Below are 19552 nucleotides of genomic sequence, written 5' to 3'. Positions count from 1 at the left end.
GTATTTTATCCGCGGGCGTCGCAGACGGAGGCATGCTCGACGCGGCGCTCGCGGCGACCCGGACCGACGACGGCGTGGCGCTCTCCCTGCGGATCGAGAACGCCGGGCAGGAACGGGTGACGCTCGACTTCCGGACGGGCCAGCGCGCGGAGTTCACCGCGTACCCCGCGGAGGGAGACGTGGCTGAGTCCGACGGATCGCGGGCGGAAACGGTCTGGCGCTACGGCGCGGGGCGGATGTTCACGCAGGCGCTCGGCAGCGAGACGCTCGCGCCCGGCGGGGCGGTCGAGTACGAGGCGACGTGGCCCGATCCCCCGTCCGGCACCCACCGCGTCGTCGGCGAGGTGACGGCGACGGAGCGCGACGCGCGGGCCGAATCGGTCGTCGACGTGGCGTGACGCCGGCCACTCGGATCGGATTTTATAAGTGAATCCCGCGTCGGTTCGCCGGTATGCGCACGGCAGCCCTCCCCCCGGCGGTCGCCGCGGTCGTCGCGCTCGCGGTCAGCGGGATCAGACGGCTCGCGCCGATACTGCTCGAGTCGTCGGTATCGCTCCCGTCGGCCGAGACGCTCTCCGTGTACGTCGCGAGCGGTCGATTCGCCGCGTTCCTGCTGATCTACGGCCTGCTGTTCGGCGTCGCGCTCCTCGCCGGACTGCGCGACGCGGACGTCTCCGCCACGTCGACTGCGCTGGCGACGGGCGCGAGCGCGACCGCGGCGTTCCTCGTCGGGTCGGCCGCCGCCCTCTGGTTCCTCGGCCCAGACCGGGGTCCGGTCCTCACCGCCGCCCTCGCGCTCGGCGCGAGCCTCGGGATCGGGGTCCAGTTCGCCGTCGTCGCGTACGCGGGCGTCACGCTCGGCGGGAGCCGGCGCGGGGACCCGGGTCCGACCCGCTCCTGACCTACTCGCCGCCCGCGTCGCCGTGGACCGCGTCGTCGACCGCGGCCGCCAGCCGCTCGCGCGTGCGGTGGCTGGCCTCGGCGTCCGTCTCGACGTCGATCAGGTGCGACCCCGGCTCCTCGTGACTCCGGGAGACCGCGGCGGCGACCTCCTCGGCGACCGCGTCCGCGCGCTCCGCCGGGCTCTCGCCCCGGTCGGCGAGCGCGTCGGGGCGCGCGTCGATCCGCTCGTACTCGAGGCCGTGGAGCGCCGCGAGCGGCTCGAAGTCGAGCCCGTGCGGGGTCCTGAACGACTCGGTGAACGGGGGCTCGAACGACTCGATCGGCAGCTTGTGGAAGATGCCGCCCCCGTCGTTGTTGACCGTCACGACCGTGGCGTCGGCGTCGCAGCGCTCGACCGCGAGGAGCCCGTTCGAGTCGTGGTACAGCGCGAGGTCCCCGAGGACGAGCGTGAGGTCGTCGGTCGTCCCGGCGCGCGCGCCGAGCGCGCTGGAGACGATGCCGTCGATGCCGGAGACGCCGCGGTTGCCGAGGGCGGTGACGCTCGCGGTCGTCGGCCCGACGAACCGGTCGAGGTCGCGGACGGGCATCGAGTTCGAGACGAACAGCGTCGCCGGGTCGGGGAGCGCCTCGGCGACCGCGCGGAGCGCGTCCCCCTCGTGGAACCCGGCGTCGACGTCCTCAATCGCGGTCTCGTCGTCGGTTGTGCCCTCGTCGCCGACCGCGACCTCGGCGTCGATCCCGTCCCACTCGCGGGCGTGGACCGCTTCCGCGACCCGGTCCGCCTCCTCCCACTGCGCGCGCCAGTCCGCGTCACCGCTGCCGCCCCCGACGAGCCGCGAGAGGCGGGCGCAGAGCCGGCTCGGCTCGGCGACGACGAGGTCGGTCGCGGCGAACTCGGCCTCGCGCCACCGCCCGGCGGGGTCGACCTGGTACTGGTCGGCACCGGTGGCGGCGAGGTACTTCCGGAGCCGCTTTGAGGTCGGCGAGGCACCGAGCCGGAGCACGACGTCCGGATCGGTCCACGACTCCTCCTCCTCGTCCGCGAGGTCGGCCGAGAGGTACGCGTCGTAGCGCCCGATCACGGGCGCGACGCGGGTGTGACCGCCGTACCGGAGCCCGGAGAGCGGGTCGGCGATCACCGGGAAGCCCGTCGCGTGCGCGAGCGCCGCGACCGCCTCCGGGTCGATGCCCGGCGGGTCGGCGGGGCCGGCGACGATCAGGCCGCGGCTGGCCTCGCTCAGCTCGCCCGCGAGCGCCCGGAGCTCGTCGTCGCCCGGTTCCGGCGCGCCGGCCGTCACGTCGACGTAGGGGCCGTCGCGGCCCAGTTCGGCCGCGGCCGGCAGGTCGTCGGGCACGTCGCCCGGGACCGGCGTCGGCTCCAGCGGCTTCTTGAACGGCACGTTGAGGTGGACCGGCCCCTGGTCGGCCCCCTCGGCGGTCGCGACGGCGCGCGCGACCGTCGTGCGGAGCGACCGGAGCGCTCGGTCGTTCGCGGCCGGCTCGGGGAGGTCCTTGTAGAACCGGACCGCGTCGCCGTACAGCTTCTCTTGGTCCGCGGTCTGGTTCGCCCCCGAGTCGCGGAGCTCCGGCGGCCGGTCCGCGGTGAGCGCGAGCAGCGGGACGCGGGCCTCGCTCGCCTCCATCACGGCGGGGTGGTAGTTGGCGGCGGCGGTGCCCGAGGTACAGATCAGCGGCGTCACGCGGCCGGTCCGGCGAGCACGGCCGAGCGCGAAGTACGCGGCTGAGCGCTCGTCCAACTGGGAGAACACCGTGAGTTCCTCGTGGCTCGCGGCGGCGACGGTCAGCGGCGTCGAGCGACTGCCCGGCGAGGCGACGACGGCGTCGACGCCCGCGGCGACGAGCTCGTCGACGAGCGCGTTCGCCCACAGGACGTTCCGGTTCGGCGCGGTCATTGCCGTCGCTTCGGCCGCCGACGTAAATACTCCGGCGGGTTCGGTCGACGGTCGGCGGTCCCACGCCCGGCCGGCCCGCGAGCGCGCCCGAAGCCGCCCTCACTCCGGCTCCGACGTCGACTCGCGCCCGGTCACCTTCCGGACGCACGAGGAGCCGAACGGTCCGAGTTCGCCCGCGTCCAGCCGGACGAAGTGGCCCGTCGAGATCGAGGTCCCGCAGCGCCGGCAGTCGAAGTCGCCCTCGCGCTCGACGACCTGGCTCTCGTACTCGACGTAGGTACCCCCGGTGTTGACGCGGAGCCGAGCGCCGTCGCGGTCGATGACGCCGCGCTTCTCGGCGGCGTCGAGGATGTCGCGCGTGAGCGCCGGGCTCGTCGTGATCGTCTCGATCCGGTCGACCGCCGCGGCGAGGTCGAGCGCCTCGCGTTCGACGTGGGCCAGCAGCTCGACGCCGAGTTCCAGCTTCTCGTCGCGGGTCGACGGCTCCGTCACGGCCGGCGAAACGGTTCGATCCCTCTTAAGTCGGCTGGATGGCGGTCCGAACGCCGGCGCGGGGACCGGCCGCGGCCGTCGCCCGCGCGGAACCGGCAGTTTCACGTCCGCCGCCCGACAGTTCGGGTCGTGTCCCGCACCCGCGACCGGTCCCGGCGTCGCCCGGCGTACCGCCGCCGGCCGAACGAGTTCTACTGGCTCTGGATCGCGGCGACCGCGACGTACGGCGTCGGCGACATCGTGTCGACCGTCGCCTTCCTCCGATACGTCCCGACGATCGACGAGGCGAACCCGGTCGTGCGGTTCGCGCTGGAGTCGTTCGGCCTCTCCGGGCTCGTCGCGCTGAAGATCGCCGTCTACCTCGTGATGCTCTGGATCAGCGTCGAGGGGGCGCGCGAGGGCGACGGACTCCTCTACTACTTCCCGCCGGTGCTGCTCACGATCACCGGGACGTACCTCACCGCGAGCAACGTGCGCCTGCTGTGGCTCGCTTGAGCGGGCGACGGCCTCGTCCCGGGGTCCCCGAGACCGACATCGACTCTCGGGCGCGGCACCGAACCGATCCCGCGCTCGCTGACACCCCGGACGCCGCCGCGTCGCGGGGAGCGTCCGCGACCCCGAGAGCCACGTCGAGTTCTACGGCGAGACGCTCGGGCTCCGCCTACTCCGCCGGACGGTGGACTACGAGGGCGGCTTCCAGTAGCGGATCTCGTTCGGTCGCGGACTCACCGTTTCCCGTCCCAGCACAGTCCCTCGCCTCCGCATCTCGACTGGTCCGCCGCCGGCGGCTCTGAGCCGGGCGATCCGGACGCGTCGGGGTTCCTCGACCCGTTCTCAGCCAGTCACTGGATCCGCTCGATGCCGTCGTCCTCGGGCGCTTCGAGCCCGGCCGGGCGGCGCGGGAGGTCGTCGACGAACTCGCGGACGACGGTGCGCTCGACGCGCTGGAGCACCTCGCTACAGGTCGACTTGGCGATCCCCACGTGGTCGGCGACCTCCGTGAGCGTACACTCCCGGGGGACGTCGTAGTAGCCGCGGTCGACCGCCTCGAAGAGGACCTCGCGCTGGCGCTCCGTGAGCGACCCGCCGGGGTTGACGCGCTGTTGGACGTACTCGACGTCGAACTCCGCGCCGACGTCGCGCAGGGCGTCGCCGAACTTCGCGACGCGCTCGTGGTCGCCGGTGAGGTCGATGCGCGCGACGCCGTCGCGGATCTCGACCGGCATCTCGATCGGGACGCCGGCCCGGCGCGCGACCATCTGTAAGAGCGGGACGAGCGCCTCGACCTGGACGGTGACCATCCCGTCGTCCCCGGCCATCACCGAACAGTGGGTGACGACGTCGTGCGCCTCGACGGCGTCGAGGATCGGCTCCGTGTCGTCGGCCGTGATCCGGACCAGCGCGAACCCCGCGCCGTCGTCGGGCGTCGCGGTCAGCACCTGGAACCGGGCGTCCGGGAACTCCCGCGAGACGTCGCCGACCCACGGGCCGTCCGGGATCGTCACGCGGAGGCGTGCCTGTGCCATGCCCGCGGATTCGCCGCCGGGGTGGAAGTACCTTCGGCTGCGCTGTCGCCGGAACACGTTCGTCACAAACCACGCGGGGCGCGCGGCCGAAGCGGCGGACATGGGATCCGACACCGGCGATCCGACGGCGGTCGAACGGGCGGTGGCCGAGCGGACCGACGCGGTCGTCACGGCGATCTGGCGATCCGGCGGGGGCGACCGATCGGTCGAGGGCGCTGCCGACGACGCCGACGCGACCGCGGCGTGGGGGCTCTCGATCGGCGGAATATTCGTCCCGAGCGGGCGGGGGAACACGTTCGGGGACGACCCCAAGCGGGTCGGGACCGTAGCCGGTCGTAAGCGATGTTCGACGACCTCGACACGGACCGGCGGCCGCTGGTCCTCGTCTGGGAGGTCACGCAGGCCTGCGGGCTCGCGTGTCGGCACTGTCGGGCCGACGCGCGGCCGCAGCGGCACCCCGACGAGCTGACGACCGCGGAGGGGAAGCGACTGCTCGAGGAGGCCGCGGCGTTCGGCGACGGCCAGCTCGTCGTCCTCTCCGGGGGCGACCCGCTCGCGCGCGACGACCTCACCGAGCTGGTCGCGCACGGCGACGACCTCGGCCTCCGGATGACGATCACCCCGAGCGGCACGCGGTCGCTCACGCCGGAGCGCGTCCGCGACCTCGGCGACGCGGGAATCGCGCGGATGGCGCTGAGCCTCGACGGCCCGACCCGCGAGCGCCACGACGCGTTCCGCGGCGAGGAGAGCTACGCGGACACCGTCGCGGCCGCGCGCGCCGCTCGCGACGCCGGGATCCCGCTCCAGATCAACACCACCGTCTGCGCCGACACCGTCGACGACCTCCCCGCGATCCGCGACCGCGTCCGGGACCTCGGCGCGGTCCTCTGGAGCGTCTTCTTCCTCGTCCCGGTGGGCCGGGGTCGCGTCCTCGACCCCGTCTCCCCCGAGCGCGCGGAGGCGGCGATGGCGTGGCTCCACGAGGTGGCGAATGAGGAGCGCTTCGGCGTCAAGACCACCGAGGCCCCCTTTTACCGCCGCGTCGGCATCCAGCGCGCCGAGGACGGCGACACCGACGCGGGGGCCGACAGACGGGGCGGGATCACGGCCGGCCGCGGGTTCGCGTTCGTCAGCCACACCGGCGAGGTGTACCCGTCCGGCTTCCTGCCCGAGTCGGCGGGGAACGTCCGCGACAGGTCCGTCGTCGACGTCTACCGGAACGCCGACCTGTTCGAGTCGCTCCGCGATCCGGACGGCTTCTCGGGCAAGTGCGGGGCCTGCGAGTTCCGCCACGTCTGCGGGGGGAGCCGCTCGCGGGCGTACGCCGTCACCGGCGACCCCACCGGCAGCGACCCGCTGTGTCCGTACGTGCCGGACGGCTACGACGGGGAGCTGCCGGAGCGCCAGCGAGGGAACGACGGGGGGCAGTCCGGAACCGCCGACTGATCCCGGCGTCGCCGGCGACTCACTCAGGCCGTTCGCCGACGAGGAGCTCGAGGTCGGCGACGCTGCCGGCCGGGTCGAAGTCGAACGCCGCGCCGTAGAACGCGAGTTCGGCGGCGTGCGCCCGGGCGACGTTGTCGGCGTCACGGAACCCGTGGCGCTCCTCCGGAAACTCCACGTACGCGTACGGCGTCTCGTTCGCGACGAGGGCGTCGATCATCGCCTCGGCCTGCGCGGGCGGGACCACCTCGTCCTCGCCGCCCTGTAACAGCAGCAGCGGCGCGGTGACCCCCTCGGCGTGCGCGACCGGCGACCGCGCCTCGTAGACGTCGGCGGCCTCGGGGAGCGGGCCGACGAGCCCGTCGAGGTAGCGCGACTCGAACTTGTGGGTCTCCGCCGCCAGCGCGCGGAGGTCGGCGACGCCGTAGTAGCTCGCGCCCGCGTCGAACGTATCGTGGAACGCGAGCGCGGCGAGCACCGCGAACCCGCCCGCGCTCCCGCCCGATATCGCCAGCCGGTCCGGGTCGGCGAACCCCTCGTCGGCGGCGTACCGGGCGGCGTTGACGCAGTCGAGCACGTCGCGGACGCCCCACTCCCCCTTCAGCGCCTCGCGGAAGGCGCGACCGTACCCCGTCGACCCCCGGTAGTTCACCGCGAGCACCCCGACGCCGCGGGTCGTCCAGAACTGGACCGTCGACGACAGCGACGCCTCGGACCGGCTCGTCGGTCCGCCGTGGACCCTGACGAGGAGCGGCGGCGCCGCGTCGGCGGGCGCCTCGGCGTCGGGGTTGTGGGGCGGGTAGTAGTGGCCGTACGCGGTCGCGTCGTCGGCGCCGACCGCGTCGCCGGTCGGGAAGGTGACCGACTCCGGCTCCGAGACGTACGCGGGGTCCAGCGCGTCGTCGGTCGACTCGCGGAGCCGGCGCGGTCCCCCGTCGTCCGCCTCCGGCCGCCACGCGACGACGGCGCTCGGCGCGTCGGTCCGGTGGCCGACGAAGGCGACGCGATCGCCGTCGGAGCGGATCGACGCCGGCCGGAAGGAACTGTACGGGAGGCCCGGGTCGGCGAGGTCGCCCGTCTCCGGGTCGAGCAGGCGCAGGCTCGGGTCACCCCCCTCGGTGACCAGCGTGGCGATCCGCCCGTCGCCGAGGAACGCGAACGTCGACACGCCGAGAGTCCACATCGGCACGCCGAACGCGGCCGAGGTCTCGCGGAGGGCCTCGGCGTCCCCGGCCGTCGGGAGTGCGGCGTCGCCGTCGCGCCCGCCCGCCGCGTCGCCGCCGGAGTCGGCCCGGAACCGGTAGAGGTTCCACCAGCCGGTGGGGTCGGCGGCCGCGTGGAGGACGCCGTCGGGCGACCACTTCGGCGAGACGACCGACTCGTCGGGGCCGCCCGCGACGACGCGCTCGTCGCGGACGTCGCCCGCCTCGTCGACCGCGGCGACGACGAGTTCGGTCCCGTCCCACGGCATGTTCGGGTGGTTCCACCGCAGGTACGCGATCCGGTCGCCGTCGGGCGCCGGCCGCGGCGCGGCGTAGAAGTCGTGCCCCGCCGCGACGACGACCGGGTCCGAGACACCGGTCTCCGGAGCCGGGTCGGGGGACAGCGGGAAGCGGACCAGCTCGTTCCGGGGCTCCTCGTCGGTTTCCGGCCCGACGTGACGCTCGCGGACGGCGTAGACGGTCTCCCCGTCCGGAGCGAGCCGCATGTCGGCGTAGCGGTGGGCCATCTGCTTCGGCGGCTCCGGCGTGACCGGGGTCGGTTCCGCGTCTCCTTCGGCCGCGCTCCCGTCCGCGGGCAGTCGGTAGAGCCGCTGGTCGTCCATGCTCGCCGCGAGCACTGTCCCGTCCGCGACGAGTACGTCGCCGCCGCCGTACTGGTGGACGAGCGTGCGCACGTCGAGTTCCTCCGGCGTCACCGCTGTCGGACCGGCGCCGGGGTCGTCGACCGGGGCGCGGCAGACGACGCCTCGACCGCCCTCGGACGGGCGGCGTTCGAGCCAGTAGACGTGGTCTCCGTCGGTCTCGACGGACGCGAACGACCTGACGTCGGCGGCGACGTCCTCCGGGGCGACCGGCGACGGCCACTCGCCGTACGGTGTCGGCATGGGATCGATGAGCGTCGCCGCTCAATTAAACCTACGCGAGCCGCCCACCCGAGCCACCGATCGGGGTCCGGCGCACGGGCCGGTGGTCGCCCGCGTCCGGTCCCCGCTCCGGGGCGTCTCGCCTCACGCGTACGCCTCGAACTCCTCGCCGAACGCGAGGAAGTAGCCGGTACCGACGAGCCCGATGACGGCCGCGACGGTGAACGCAACTTCGGGGCTGACGAAGTCCCACAGGTACCCCCCGACCGCCGCGCTCGGGATGACGACGGTGTTCCGGAGCAGGTAGTACGTGCCCGTGACGCGGCCGCCGGATCCGCTCTCAGCCGGGCCGACGATCAGCGCCTTGTGCGACGGGAGTCCGGCGAACCGCAGCCCCGAGAACGCGAAGACGGCGACCATCACCGCGGAGAGCGGCAGGACCGACCCCGCGAGCGCCGGCGCGTAGATCAGCACGACCGGGAAGACGGCGTACACCGCGAACCCGACGGCGACCACCGGCTTGAGCCCCACGCGCTCGGCCAGCTTCGAGGCGGGGACCATGATCAGCAGCGCGACGAGCATCTCGACGCCGAGGAGGTAGCCGAAGAACGCCTGCGGCGAGAGGCTCACGTCGTACGAGAACCCGCCGAGCGCGACGGTGGTGTCCAGTCCGACCTGGAAGAACTGGGTAACAACCAGCACGAAGAACACGTACACCATCCCGTTCGCGAACCGCACGAGCGTGTCCCCCACGAGCAGCGGCCGGAGCGGGGCCGGCATCTCCCGGAGGTCGCGTCGGATCCGCTCGACGCCCGCGAACGAGTCGCCGAAGGAGTCGCCGCTCGCGTCGTAGAGGACGTGCTGGACGAGCGTGCCGAGGGCGCCGACGGCGACCCCGACCGCGAGGACGAGCCGGAAGCTCGCGGTGAACTCCGCGCGGAGCCCGATGAGGACCGCGGCCAGCACCGGGCCGACGAGGAACGCGGTCCGCCGGAACGTCTCCGTGCTGGCGAAGCCGGCGGCCAGCCGCGAGGGGTCCGTCGCCTGCTTCACGACCGCGAACGTCGCGCCGAGGCCGAACGACTTCCACGCCTGCGCGAGGACCAGTCCGACGAAGATCCACACCCACGGCTCGACGACGACCCCGGCGACGTCGACCGCGCCGAGGCTCGGCGCGACGAGCCAGACGACGAAGCCGAGCGTCGACAGCAGGCCGAAGAGCGTCAGCGCGTACCGCGAGCCGAGGCGGTCCGAGACGGCGCCGCCGGGGTACGGGTAGACCGCCGAGATGACGTTGCCGAACGTGCCGAACAGGCCGACCGCGAACCCGGACGCGCCGAGCGCGACCATGTACTCGGGGAGGAACCGGTTCGTCATCTGGAACCCGAGGCTGAACGCGAACATCGCGACCGATAACACGAGCACGTCGCGCTCCAGCGCGAAGAACCGGCGGAACGCGTCGAGCGGGCCGGACGACTCCGCGTCGGCGGCGTCGGCGCTCACGGGCTCGACCCCCGCGGTCCGGACCGGTCGCGGTCGTCGGCGCCGGCGCGGGTCGGACCTCTGGCGAGGAGCGCCATACGCGTCGTCCGGTTCGCGTCGGCAAAAATCCAACCCCGTCGCCCGGGCCGGGGTACGGGACGCGGGGCCCGGCTCGCTTCGCGTCGCGCCGAGTGGAGGCCAGCGATTCCGGCGGCGACCGGACCGCCCGAGTGCGTCAGTCGGACGCCGCGTCGGCCGCGCGGACGAGCGATCGCAGCGCGTCGAGGCCGAGCGGCTCGATCGCTTCGCGCGTCCCGTCGCTCGTGTAGAACAGGCTCGTCTCGACCTCCCTGTCGCCGAACCAGTCGTCGAGGACGTGGTAGTAGACGCTGAGCTGTTTCCGGTACTCGGGCTGCGCGCGCCGCGTGGCGTCCGTCTTGTAGTCGACGACGTCGACTCGGTCGTCGGTCACGCAGACGAGGTCCGCGATCCCCGAGACGGTGACGCGGCGGCCGTCGACCTCGATCGGGAGCGTGACCGGCTCCTCGACGTGGAAATCGCCCGAAAGCCCGTCGAGGAACTCGACGACCCGCCGCTCGTGGCCGTTCGACGGCGTCACGTCGTCGCCGAGAGCGTACGCCTCCGCGAAGTCGTGGACGCGGGAGCCGAACGCCATCCCCCCGGTCTCGGTCTCGCTCTCGGCGGCGGCTCCGACCTCGGGACCGGCCTCCCGCCGCTCGCCGGTCTCCTCGAACACCGTCTGGTCCATCAGCGAGTGTGGGGTGTGGCCGACCGGTCCGTCCGGGGCCGTCACCGCGAACGGCCGCTCGGCGTCGGCCGGCTCGTCGCGGTCGAACGGCTCGACGTCCGGGTCGACCGCCTCGACGGCGACCGGGAGCCCCTCGAGGAAGGCGTTCGGGTCCTCGCCGGCGGCGAACACGACGTGGCTCTCGGCGCGCGTGATCGCGACGTAGAGCAGCCGGCGCTCCTCGTCGTACTCGCGGGGCAGACACCGCCGGATCACGTCGTGCCGCCAGTTGTCGTAGACGTGCGGGTGGGTCCCCGCCTCCGAGTACAGCTTCCGCTGTCGGAGGCCGACCGGGTCCCGATACTCGAAGACGCTCGACCCGCCCGCCCGCGGCGGGAAGCGCCCCTCGTTCATGTTCGCCAGCACGACGATCGGATACTCCAGCCCCTTCGCCGCGTGGATCGTCTGGACGGTCACCGCGTCGTCGCCCGCGGTCGCGCTGACGTCGACGGTGGTGCCGGTCTCGATGCCACGCTCGATGAGCCGGATCAGGTCCCCCCGCGTCGCAGTCGTGGCGTCGTGGACCGACTGGACCGCGTGGAGGAGGGCGTCGGCCGTGTCGCCGGAGAACCCGTACCGGTCGAGGACGCGGCGCGCGACCGCGCCGACCGACGCCAGGTCGCGGAGTTCGTCGCGGAACGCGGCCGCGTCGGCCGGGTACGACCCCGTCTCAAGCACGCGGTCGATCTCGTCGAACGCGTAGCCGATCTCCTCGAGGATCACCGCCCACCCGCGGTCGGCGTCCGACTCGAGGACGCGGAGCCACGCGAGCAGGAGCTTCGCCGGGTCGGTCCGGAACAGTTCGATCCCGCCGTCGTAGGCCATCGGGAAGTCGTACTCGTCCGCGACGGCCAAGAGGTCGCGGCCCCACTCCCGCGTCCGCGTGAACACCGCAATATCACCGTGCTCCGGCGGGCGCGGCTCGCCGTCCGCGTCCTCCACGGCGTACTCGTCGTTGCCGACGATCTCCCGAATCTCCGCGAGGACCGCCTCGTGTTCGTCCTCGTGCGCAATGCCCTCGACGACCGTGTTGTCGAAGGCGGCGTTCGAGGAGAGTTCGACGACGTCGTCGAGGGGGGCGTCGACGGTCTCGCCGCCCGTCGCCGGCGTCGCGATCGCCCGCTCGGAGAGGTCGATGACCGACGCCGTCGACCGGTAGTTCTCGCGCAGTTCGATCCGCGTCGGGTCGGCGGCGTCGACGGCGGTGCGGTCGGCGTCGGCGTTGAGGTCCGCGGCGAACCGCTCGAGCCGGTCCTCGAACTCCAGGATGTTGCGCACGTCCGCGTACTGGAACGAGTAGATGCTCTGCTTCCAGTCGCCGACGACGCAGAGGTTGGTCCCCGCCGACAGAAGCAGCGCGAGCTTGAACTGGATCTCGCTCGTGTCTTGGAACTCGTCGACCATCACGTACTCGACCTGCGCCGCCTCGCGGGCGCGCTCGTCCTCGCAGAGGAGGACGAACGCGAACAGCTGGAGGAAGCTGAAGGAGAGGTAGTTGCGCCGGAGGGCGAACCGGAGGTACTCGACGTAGACGTCGTGGACGAACGTCTTGAGGTCCTCGCGGTCCTCGCGAAAGACGTCTCGCGCCACGTCGTCGTCGAGCCGCTTCGTCCCGCGGCCGCCGCGGAGCTCCGACTTCGAGGGCGCGTCCGGGAGGTACGTCTTCCCGCGGCCGAAGCGGCTCAGGTCCTCCCGCAGCGGGGACTGCTTCCGCCCGTCGTTCCGCGGTCGATTCGCGGCGTCGAAGCGCTCCGCGAACGCCGCGAGGTCGCCGTCGAGGTGCGACTCCCCGTCCCGGTACCAGCCGTCGGTCGTGGGGAAGATCCCCTTCGACGCGAGCTCGTCGATCAGGTCGAGCAGTTCGCCCGGCGCCGGGAGCGCCCGGTAGAACGCGGCGTGTTCCGGGTGCTCGTCGCGGAACCCGCCGAAGAACTCGCGGAAGCGCTCGGCCTCGACGAGGTCGTCGTCGACGATCCGCGTCGACCCCGTGATCCGCTCGTCGAGACCGAGGTGCGTCGGGGCGGCGTACCCGTGCTCGCGGAGGAGTTCGTGACAGTGCGAGTGGAACGTCCGGATCGGGGCGTCGGCCAGCTCGCGCACCCCGTACGCGCTGTGGTCGACGACGCGCTCTTTCATCTCCGTCGCGGCGCTCCGCGTGAACGTCGCCAGCAGCACGTCGTCCGGGTCGACGCCGGGTCGGTCGACGATCCGCCCGTAGCGGCGGGCGATCGCGAACGTCTTCCCGGTGCCCGGGCCGGCGTCGACGAGGTACGTCCCCTCGGTGCTCTCGATGAGCCGCCGCTGCGCCTCGTTCGGCGTCGGGTCCGTCATCGGTCGCCCTCCAACAGCAGGTCGCGGTTGTCCACGCGCCGGTAGTTCGGACCGCCCGAGAGCCCGTCCACCGGGAACCGCTCCTCGCCGGCGCGCCGCTCGGCGAGCTCCGCCAGCCGCTCGTCGACGAACGACTCGAACGCGTCCAAGTCCTCGCGGAAGAACGCCCGCCTGCGGACGCCGTTGAGCTCGCGGACCGCCTGGTCCGCCCCCTTCTCGGCGTCGACGTCCGACGACGTGCGAGCGTCGACCGCGTCGGTGAACCGCTCGGCGAACTCCGAGGCGCGCAGCTCCCCCTTGTCCGTCGTCTCGGGGAACGACAGCGGCGCCACGACCGCCTCGTACGCCTGGTAGCCGAGGTCGTCGAACGTCTCTCGGCAGTCGGTGTACCCGTCCAGCAGCCGCTCGTAGGCCTCTCGCGAGCCGACGTACTCGTCGAACGCGACCGGGTGGTAGGTGACCGTCGTGAGCGCGTCGTCGAGGTCGGCGTCGCCGGCGATCACGTCGTCCATCGGTTCGAGGAAGTGGAAGAAGGTGAACTCCAGCCGCTCGTCCGGGCGGAGCGTCCGGTAGTAGGTCAGGTACAGCGCCGCCTGGAAGTCTGGCGCGTCCGCCGGCGGGTCGACCGCCGCGCCCCCGACGACCTGCGACGCCCGCTTCCGCGAGCCGCTCTTGTAGTCGAGCAGCGCGGTCGGCGAGCGCACGAGGTCGATCTTCCCCTTCACGCCGAGGGCCTCGTCCTCGAACCAGCGCTCGGTGAGCGGGGAGTCGACCGGCTCGTCGAAGTAGTCCGCGAAGAAGTTGGTCCCCCACCCCGAGGCCGGCGTGAGGAACTCGTCCGACGCCGGTCCGTTCTCGGCCAGGTACTCCGCGATCAGCTCCAGCCCGATCCGGTACTTCCGGCGGCGGAGCGGCTCGTCCGCGGGCGCGACGAACGCCTCGGTCTCGGCGAGCACGGCGTCGACGAGCTCCGCGGTCGGCGTCTCCGAGACGAGGTCGGGGTGGCACGCGGCGAACTCCGCGAAGTCGTGAAAGAGGTTCCCCTCGACGAACCGCTCCTGATCGGGCCGATCGAGGAGCCGCCCGAAGAGGTAGTCGCGCGGGCTGTTGACGTAGCCGTTGAGGGCTGACTGGCTGATCGTGTCGTCCGATCGGGGCTCGACATCGAGGGGATCGTAGTCGAATCCGGTCCCCGCGGAGCGGGGTCGCCGCCGGTGTTCGACCGAGTCGAGGTCGCTGAACCGCTCGTACTCCTCGTCGAGGAGGTCGCCGAAGTACAGGCAGGGCGTGACCGGCTCCCCGCCGGCCGCGTCGCGGACGAGGTAGTACTGCCGGTCGCCGCTCTGGAGGAGTCGCTGAAAGCCACCGACGTACCGCTCGAACTGGGCCTCGGTGTCGACCCACGGGCGCTGGGGGGCCGAGTGCGTCCACGCCTCGTCCATGCCGAGGTGGAAGACGACGGGGCGGTCCACGTACGCGGAGGACTTCGCGTCGGCGAGGAGGACGCCCTCGTTCTCCCTGTCGACCGGGACCTCGTATGTCTGGAGATAGTACGCCAGCCGGTCGACCGCCGCGCTCGTCACGGGGGCGTCGGCGAGCCCCAACCGCTGGAGTTCCTCGTCGAAGCGCGGCAGTTCGACGCCGGCTTCGGCGGCGTAGGCGTCGAGCGCCTCCCCGAACGTCCGCTCATCGATCCCGGCGCGGAACCGTCGGAGCCACGCCAGCTCCGGTCGGTCGACGGCGTCCAGCCGCCGCTCCCGATCGGCGAGCGGTACGTCGACGCCCATCTGCGCGAGCACCGGCGCGGCGTCGCCGACGGTCGCCTCCGTGCCGCGAAATCCGAGCCGGAGGAGCCGGACGAACGCACGGTGGTGCGGGTCGTCGGCGAACCCGGGACCGCCGTAGAAGGGGATTCCGGCCGCCTCGAACGCGGACTCGACGAGCGAGGAGTACCGGCTCCCGCCGTCGAGGACGACGGCGACGTGCTCGGCGTTCTCCGCCGTGACCGCGTCGAGCAGCGCGCCGACGATGTCCGTCGCCGACTCGAACACGTGGAACGGGGGGTGGTCGAACGCCTCGTCCGCGAAGAGGTCGACCCGGTCGCAGGTCTCCGGGAGGACGCTGCGTTCCAGGGCGGTCAGCTGCTCGGCACCGACGACGGCCACCGAGCGACCGTCGTCGACCGTGTACTCAGTGAGCCGCTTCGACGTCGTCCGGAGGGAGCGCATGACCTCGACGACGTCGCGAGTCGCGTCGTCGACGTACGCGTCGTAGTCGAGGACCGCGTCGAGGCGGCCGCGGTGCTCCCAACACTGGAGCACGTTCCCGACGGCGTACGCGACCGCCTTCCAGTCGTGGTCCGTCCGCTCGATCGCTTCGAGAAAGGCGATTCGGTCCTCCGCCCGTTCGCGTCGACCCGCCGCGAGGCGCCGCGGCGTGGTCGCGAACGTCCCGAAGTGCGGGCGGTCGAGGCGACGGTTGATCGCGCTCGCGAGCGGGGCGTCGGGGGTCACGACGAGGTCGTAGTCGCGGAGTTCCGCGTAGAGAGCGTCGACGGGGGTCGCGCGGCGGATGGGCACGACTACGCGAGAGACGGACGGGCGACTAAAAGATAGCGGGGCGGGCCACGGTCGGCTCGGGGCGAGGGCCGTCGTCGCCGACGCGCCGGCTACCAGTCGTACTCGTCGCGGGGGTCGACCGCGTCGCGCTCGCGGTCGAACACGTGTTCGCCGTCGACGAACACGTGTCGCGTCCGGCTGTCGTTCTCGTAGAAGACGCCGTCCCAGACCGCCACGTCGGCGTCCGTGCCGACCTCCAGCGTGCCGACGCTGTCGTCGATGCCGAGGATCTCGGCCGGATAGCGCGTCACCGCCTCTAGCGCCTCGTCCGCGGGGAAGCCCTCGCGGACCGCGAGCCCGACGCAGACGTCGAGGTGCTGTTGGGGGAGCACGGGCGCGTCCGTCTGGATCGCGACCTTCACGCCCGCCTCGCGGAGGATCGCCGGCGTCTCGAAGGTGATGTTCCGGAGTTCGTACTTCGCGCCCGAGTACAGCGAGGGGCCGACGATCGCGGGCACGTCCCGCTCCGCGAACTCCTCGGCGATCAGGTGGCCCTCGGTCGCGTGTTCGATCGAGAGCGACTCGATGCCGAACTCCTCGGCGATCCGGAAGACGGTCATGATGTCGTCGGTGCGGTGGGCGTGGACGCGGAGCGGGAGCCCCTCGGTGAGGACGCGGGCGAGGTTCTCCATGCCGAGGTCGCGCTCGAACGGATCGCCCTCGTTGCGGGCCTGCTCGCGCCGGTCGACGTAGTCCTCGGCCTCCATCAGCGCCGACCGGAGGGTGGCGGCGACGCCGGGACGCGTCGAGGGCTGGCGGCCCTGCTCCTCGCCGTGGAAGCGCTTCGGGTTCTCGCCCATCGCGGCCTTCATCCCGTCCTCGCGGATCAGCATGTCGTCGGCGGTGAGCCCGTGGGTCTTCATCGAGCAGATGATCCCGCCGATCACGTTGCCGGACCCCATCCGCGCCGAGACGGCGGTGACGCCGTTCTGGAACGCGTGTTTCAGCTCCTCGTCGCGCGGGTGGAACCCGTCGAGCGCGTTGACGTGCGGCGTGACCGCCGAGGTCCCCTCGTTGACGTCGCCGTCCTCCGGTTCGCCCCACTCGGCCATGCCGGCGTGGCTGTGCGCGTCGACGAGCCCCGGCGTGACGTGGTGGCCCGAGACGTCGATCACCGTCGCCTCCTCGGGCGGCTCACCGTCGTCGAGGGAGACGATCTCGCCGTCGTCGATGACGACGGTCGCGTCGATCGTTCCCCGCTCCGTTGCCGTGTGGACGGTCCCGCCGACGAGCGCGTACATGGAATGGAGTTCGCCGGCACGGTACTAAACGGTTCAGGAGGCGGCTCGTCCGGCCGGAGATCGGCGTCGGGTCGCGACGTCTACCAAAGCGAGTCCTCGACTTGCTGGGATGTCTCGGTCGCGCTGAGGGACGTGACAACCGGATGGACGCTGCCGGTTCGAGTTCGCCTGTCCAACGAATCGACCTCCGAGGCGTGAAGCGTCCGAATCCGAGGCGGGCTGAAAACAGTAGTTCCAACGGGAGTTCGCGTGGAAACGACGTATGAGCCCCGAACTGCTCGGCGTCGTCGCGTGGTCGAGAGTTCGGATACCGATGAGCATCGGTGTACGAACGGGGCAACCGATACTGATTGGAAGTTAGTCTTTCACTCGTGATAATATTCGGTTTACCGAGGATAACAATTCATGAAACCCGTACGAGCACTCGGCCGGGAGTACAGTATGGAAATTCTCGGAGCGGCCGGAGAGCCGGCCTCGGCAACTCAGCTCAGTAATTCGCTGGACATCCCAATCGCGACCTGCTATCGCCGTGTCAGTGAACTGGTGGCAGTCGGTCTCTTGAGCGTCGTCTCTGCGGACGAAGGGGACGCGTCCGGCGCGACGTTATATCGGAGAACGACCGACGCTGTGGGTGTCAGATTTGCCCCGGTACCCTCGGTCTTCGCGTGGACGTGTGTCCGGGAAGCAGTCGGCACCGACGCGTCAACGCTTGAACGCTCCACCCAGACCGAAGCCCAGGGACCGACCGGATCCGCCCCAGCGGGAAGGACCGCCCAGAATGCCGCGGCGACCCCGGAACGACGGCCTCCAGCGCGGAATAATCAGTAACTCAACAATTTATATTCATGGAAGGATTTACGATCGCATGACCGGCACTCAATCGCCTCTGACCGCCCCCGAGCGGTATCTCGCCCTTTCGGCGGAGCTCGACAGAGCGGAAACGGTTGAGGGGGCGGTCGACCGTACGGTTGAGTTCGTGGAAGCCGCCTTTGACCACGCGGTAGCGAGCGTCTGTACGGATGACCCATCGACGGAGACGGTCACCGCCCTCGGATCCGCTGTCCCCTCTTCGGCCGCAGACGATCGCGTTCCGGACCAGATACCGGACTCGATCGTCAGGCAGGTAGGTGATCGTGAGGGCGACCGCACGGTTGAGAATATGCCCGAAGCGACGGTCGGCGACGACCCGTCTGACCCGGTACAGATCGAGGCGCTCGCCCCCGTCGGGCGCGACCGAGTGCTACGCGTCGGCACGGAACGGGAGCGGTTCGATGACGAAGAAATTCCCATCATCGAAGCGATTGCGGCCAAACTCGAAACGACGTTGTCTCGGATCGGTAACCGACAGTCGTCGACCACGGACTGCGATATCGCTCGTGCGCTGTTCGACCAGTCGGACAGGGCCACATTCGTCAGCGATACCGACGGGGCTCTCGTGGCCGTTAACCGTGCTGCGGTCGAATTAACGGGGAGCGATCGCAAAACGCTTCTGCGGAGCGGGCTCGCCGATATCACCGGGGACACCGCGGCGGCGATCCGGGAACACCTCGACGACGCCATCACCGGAGCGTCGGAACCGTCCACGGCGTCGCTTGAGCGTGTACAGCAACCGGATCTCACGGTTACCCTCACGAGTCAACCATTCGACGTCGACGGGGCGAGCTACGTCCGCACTGTGGCGCACGACACATCGCCGGGTGCGGAGTCCGATTTGGGAGGACACGGGGAACCGATAGAAGCTGACATCAGTGCGCTCCGTCGGCTGAGCGAACTCGCGGTCGATTTCGAGAAGTTCGACGAGGCTATCGAGCGCCTGCTGTCACTCGGGTGCGAATACTTCGATCTCGACACGGGCATCCTCTCACACGTCGACGGAGACGACTACGAGATCGACACCGTGGTTGACGCGACCGGGACACACGAGGCGGGCGCGGTGTACGATCTCGGGGGCACGATGTGCGATGCGACGCTCGCCGGCGACGTGACCGAACCGCTCGCGTTTGCCGACATCGAGGAAAGCGATCATGAGAACCACCCGGCGTCCGAAAGCGCCGTCGCGTACATCGGAGCACCTGTGATCGTCGACGGCAGGGCCTACGGGACGGTGAACTTCTCGATGCGGAGGGCGCGTGCGGAAGCGTTTCGCCCGGAAGAGACGGAGTTCGTACAACTCGTCGCGAAGTGGATCGGGACCGAGATCCGACGTCGCCGTCGGTTCGAGGAGCTGGAGCGGTATGAGACGATACTCGAGGCCGTCGATGACCCGGTGTACGCGCTGGACACCGAGGGGCGTTTCACGTACGTCAACGAGGCCGCAAAACGGGAGTTCGGGTATGGAACGGAGATCATCGGCAAGCGCCCGTCGATCGGTATGAACGAGTCTGACGTGAAACAGATCCGGGGGCAGATCAAGGAGCTGAGGACCACGGACAGGCGGTCGACGACCGCCGAGTTCGAACTCGAAACGGCCGATAGTCACCGGAAGATCGTCGAGAATCGACTTGGGCTGGTCGGTGACGACGAGTTCCGCGGTACGGCCGGCGTACTCAGGGACATCACTGCTCGAAAGAACCGACAACAACAGCTGGAATCGTTCCAGCAGGCAATCGACGAGGCGGTAGACGGCGTCGCGATCCTCGACGGTGACGAGTACGTCTACGTCGACCAGACGCACGTCGACATGTACGGCTTCGACGACAAGGAGCAGCT

General features: G+C 71.2%; 14 protein-coding genes. 6 read left to right on the top strand and 8 right to left on the bottom strand.

What is annotated here, in order from left to right:
* Positions 1-32 precede the first annotated feature (32 nt).
* Complete coding sequence (locus Q0116_RS04070) at positions 33-398, top strand: BsuPI-related putative proteinase inhibitor (RefSeq protein WP_297885756.1); 366 nt, start codon at positions 33-35, stop codon at positions 396-398.
* A 53-nt stretch (positions 399-451) separates the two neighbouring features.
* Complete coding sequence (locus Q0116_RS04065) at positions 452-901, top strand: hypothetical protein (protein WP_297885754.1); 450 nt, start codon at positions 452-454, stop codon at positions 899-901.
* A gap of 1 nt (position 902) precedes the next feature.
* Here the strand turns inward: Q0116_RS04065 and menD are convergent, their stop codons facing one another.
* Positions 903-2816, bottom strand: coding sequence for a 2-succinyl-5-enolpyruvyl-6-hydroxy-3-cyclohexene-1-carboxylic-acid synthase (menD, locus tag Q0116_RS04060; RefSeq protein ID WP_297885752.1), 1914 nt, complete (start codon positions 2814-2816; stop codon positions 903-905).
* 99 nt (positions 2817-2915) lie between these two features.
* Entirely contained in the window at positions 2916-3308 is a 393-nt protein-coding gene (locus Q0116_RS04055) for a DUF5830 family protein (protein WP_297885750.1), read from the bottom strand.
* Positions 3309-3437: 129 nt separating this feature from the next.
* On the opposite strand from Q0116_RS04055, the gene Q0116_RS04050 reads away from it, so the two are divergent.
* Positions 3438-3803, top strand: a complete 366-nt coding sequence (locus Q0116_RS04050) for a hypothetical protein (RefSeq protein ID WP_297885749.1) — start codon at positions 3438-3440, stop codon at positions 3801-3803.
* Positions 3804-4150: 347 nt separating this feature from the next.
* On the opposite strand, the gene Q0116_RS04045 is transcribed toward Q0116_RS04050, so the two are convergent.
* Positions 4151-4834 (bottom strand): helix-turn-helix domain-containing protein, encoded by a 684-nt coding sequence (locus Q0116_RS04045; RefSeq protein ID WP_297885748.1) that lies wholly within the window; start codon positions 4832-4834, stop codon positions 4151-4153.
* 342 nt (positions 4835-5176) lie between these two features.
* Here Q0116_RS04045 and Q0116_RS04040 point away from each other — a divergent pair, with 342 nt between their 5' ends.
* A complete protein-coding gene (locus tag Q0116_RS04040) occupies positions 5177-6280 on the top strand; it encodes a TIGR04053 family radical SAM/SPASM domain-containing protein (protein WP_297885746.1) in 1104 nt (367 codons plus the stop codon).
* A gap of 19 nt (positions 6281-6299) precedes the next feature.
* Here the strand turns inward: Q0116_RS04040 and Q0116_RS04035 are convergent, their stop codons facing one another.
* From Q0116_RS04035 to Q0116_RS04015, 5 genes are all read right to left on the bottom strand, one after another.
* Complete coding sequence (locus Q0116_RS04035; protein ID WP_297885744.1) at positions 6300-8384, bottom strand: prolyl oligopeptidase family serine peptidase; 2085 nt, start codon at positions 8382-8384, stop codon at positions 6300-6302.
* A 123-nt stretch (positions 8385-8507) separates the two neighbouring features.
* Positions 8508-9866, bottom strand: a complete 1359-nt coding sequence (locus Q0116_RS04030) for an MFS transporter (protein WP_297885742.1) — start codon at positions 9864-9866, stop codon at positions 8508-8510.
* 214 nt (positions 9867-10080) lie between these two features.
* Positions 10081-12984, bottom strand: coding sequence for an exodeoxyribonuclease V subunit beta (locus Q0116_RS04025; protein ID WP_297885740.1), 2904 nt, complete (start codon positions 12982-12984; stop codon positions 10081-10083).
* Positions 12981-15563: a PD-(D/E)XK nuclease family protein gene (locus tag Q0116_RS04020; RefSeq protein ID WP_297885738.1), complete on the bottom strand. Its 2583-nt coding sequence runs from the start codon at positions 15561-15563 to the stop codon at positions 12981-12983. Before Q0116_RS04020 ends, Q0116_RS04025 begins: the two co-directional genes overlap by 4 nt.
* Positions 15564-15652: 89 nt before the next feature.
* Positions 15653-16843, bottom strand: a complete 1191-nt coding sequence (locus Q0116_RS04015; protein ID WP_297885736.1) for an amidohydrolase family protein — start codon at positions 16841-16843, stop codon at positions 15653-15655.
* Between the two features lie 405 nt (positions 16844-17248).
* Here Q0116_RS04015 and Q0116_RS14340 point away from each other — a divergent pair, with 405 nt between their 5' ends.
* The gene (locus Q0116_RS14340) at positions 17249-17671 is read left to right on the top strand and encodes a helix-turn-helix domain-containing protein (RefSeq protein WP_343230108.1); all 423 of its coding nucleotides are present in this window, start codon (positions 17249-17251) and stop codon (positions 17669-17671) included.
* Positions 17672-17708: 37 nt separating this feature from the next.
* A partial coding sequence (locus tag Q0116_RS04010) for a PAS domain S-box protein (RefSeq protein WP_297885734.1) occupies positions 17709-19552 on the top strand: 1844 nt, incomplete at its 3' end.

It is taken from the genome of uncultured Halorubrum sp. (genome assembly GCF_937146585.1).
Taxonomy (GTDB): Archaea; Halobacteriota; Halobacteria; order Halobacteriales; family Haloferacaceae; genus Halorubrum; species Halorubrum miltondacostae.
Note: the sequence above shows the minus strand (reverse complement) of the source record. Positions and strands in the feature narration are given on the sequence as shown.

Bases quoted from the DNA above. Each gene is read 5' to 3' on its own strand.
- Q0116_RS04070 (WP_297885756.1), top strand. From the start codon at position 33: ATGCTCGACGCGGCGCTCGCGGCGACCCGGACCGACGACGGCGTGGCG.
- Q0116_RS04065 (WP_297885754.1), top strand. From the start codon at position 452: ATGCGCACGGCAGCCCTCCCCCCGGCGGTCGCCGCGGTCGTCGCGCTC.
- menD (WP_297885752.1), bottom strand. From the start codon at position 2,816: ATGACCGCGCCGAACCGGAACGTCCTGTGGGCGAACGCGCTCGTCGAC.
- Q0116_RS04045 (WP_297885748.1), bottom strand. From the start codon at position 4,834: ATGGCACAGGCACGCCTCCGCGTGACGATCCCGGACGGCCCGTGGGTC.
- Q0116_RS04040 (WP_297885746.1), top strand. From the start codon at position 5,177: ATGTTCGACGACCTCGACACGGACCGGCGGCCGCTGGTCCTCGTCTGG.
- Q0116_RS04035 (WP_297885744.1), bottom strand. From the start codon at position 8,384: ATGCCGACACCGTACGGCGAGTGGCCGTCGCCGGTCGCCCCGGAGGAC.
- Q0116_RS04025 (WP_297885740.1), bottom strand. From the start codon at position 12,984: ATGACGGACCCGACGCCGAACGAGGCGCAGCGGCGGCTCATCGAGAGC.
- Q0116_RS04015 (WP_297885736.1), bottom strand. From the start codon at position 16,843: ATGTACGCGCTCGTCGGCGGGACCGTCCACACGGCAACGGAGCGGGGA.
- Q0116_RS14340 (WP_343230108.1), top strand. From the start codon at position 17,249: ATGAAACCCGTACGAGCACTCGGCCGGGAGTACAGTATGGAAATTCTC.